Origin of the sequence: Campylobacter sp. 2018MI10 (genome assembly GCF_018501175.1) — a bacterium.
In the GTDB taxonomy this organism is placed as follows: Bacteria; Campylobacterota; Campylobacteria; order Campylobacterales; family Campylobacteraceae; genus Campylobacter_E.
The window spans coordinates 1-587 of the sequence record NZ_JAHCZD010000058.1 but is presented as its reverse complement, the minus strand read 5'-3'; the positions used below and the strand labels follow the sequence as shown (position 1 = coordinate 587).

The 587-nt window shown below is 36.8% G+C and carries 1 protein-coding gene; it reads right to left on the bottom strand.

The window, feature by feature from the left end:
- The coding region (locus KJR01_RS09650) for a DNA repair protein RadA family protein (RefSeq protein ID WP_502756455.1) at positions 1 to 587 on the bottom strand (587 nt) is incomplete at both ends.

Sequence of the window (587 nt, the reverse complement as noted above, 5' to 3'; positions counted from 1 at the left end):
CTTTTACTCCGCCGCTAATATTTACAAATACATCATAATGCCCTAAAGGAATTTCAAGCTTTCTTTCAAGCAAAGCCAAAAGCATATCTAAGCGATTTTTTTCATATCCTGTAGCGCTGCGTTTTGGATAAGAACTTTCACACACTAAAGCTTGAACTTCTAAAACCAAGGCACGAGATCCTTCCATCACAACACCTAAAGCACTTCCTGAAATAGACTTTCCACGAGAAAAAAAACGATTTGCTAAATCTTTTGCGCCAATCAAACCCTTAGCAGTCATCTCAAAAATACCTACTTCATTCGTTCCACCAAAACGATTTTTAAAGCTTCTTAAAAGTCTGATTTCTTTAGTGGCATCTCCTTCAAAATAAAGCACCACATCTACCATATGCTCAAGAACCCTAGGCCCTGCTATAGCACCTTCTTTAGTAATATGCCCTATGATAAAAGTACTGATATTATAAGCCTTGCTAACACGCATAAGTTCAAAAGTAATCTCACGCACCTGAGTGATGCTTCCTGCTGCTGAAGTGACTTTATTTGAATATAGAGTTTGTATAGAATCAATGATAAGAATACTATAATCC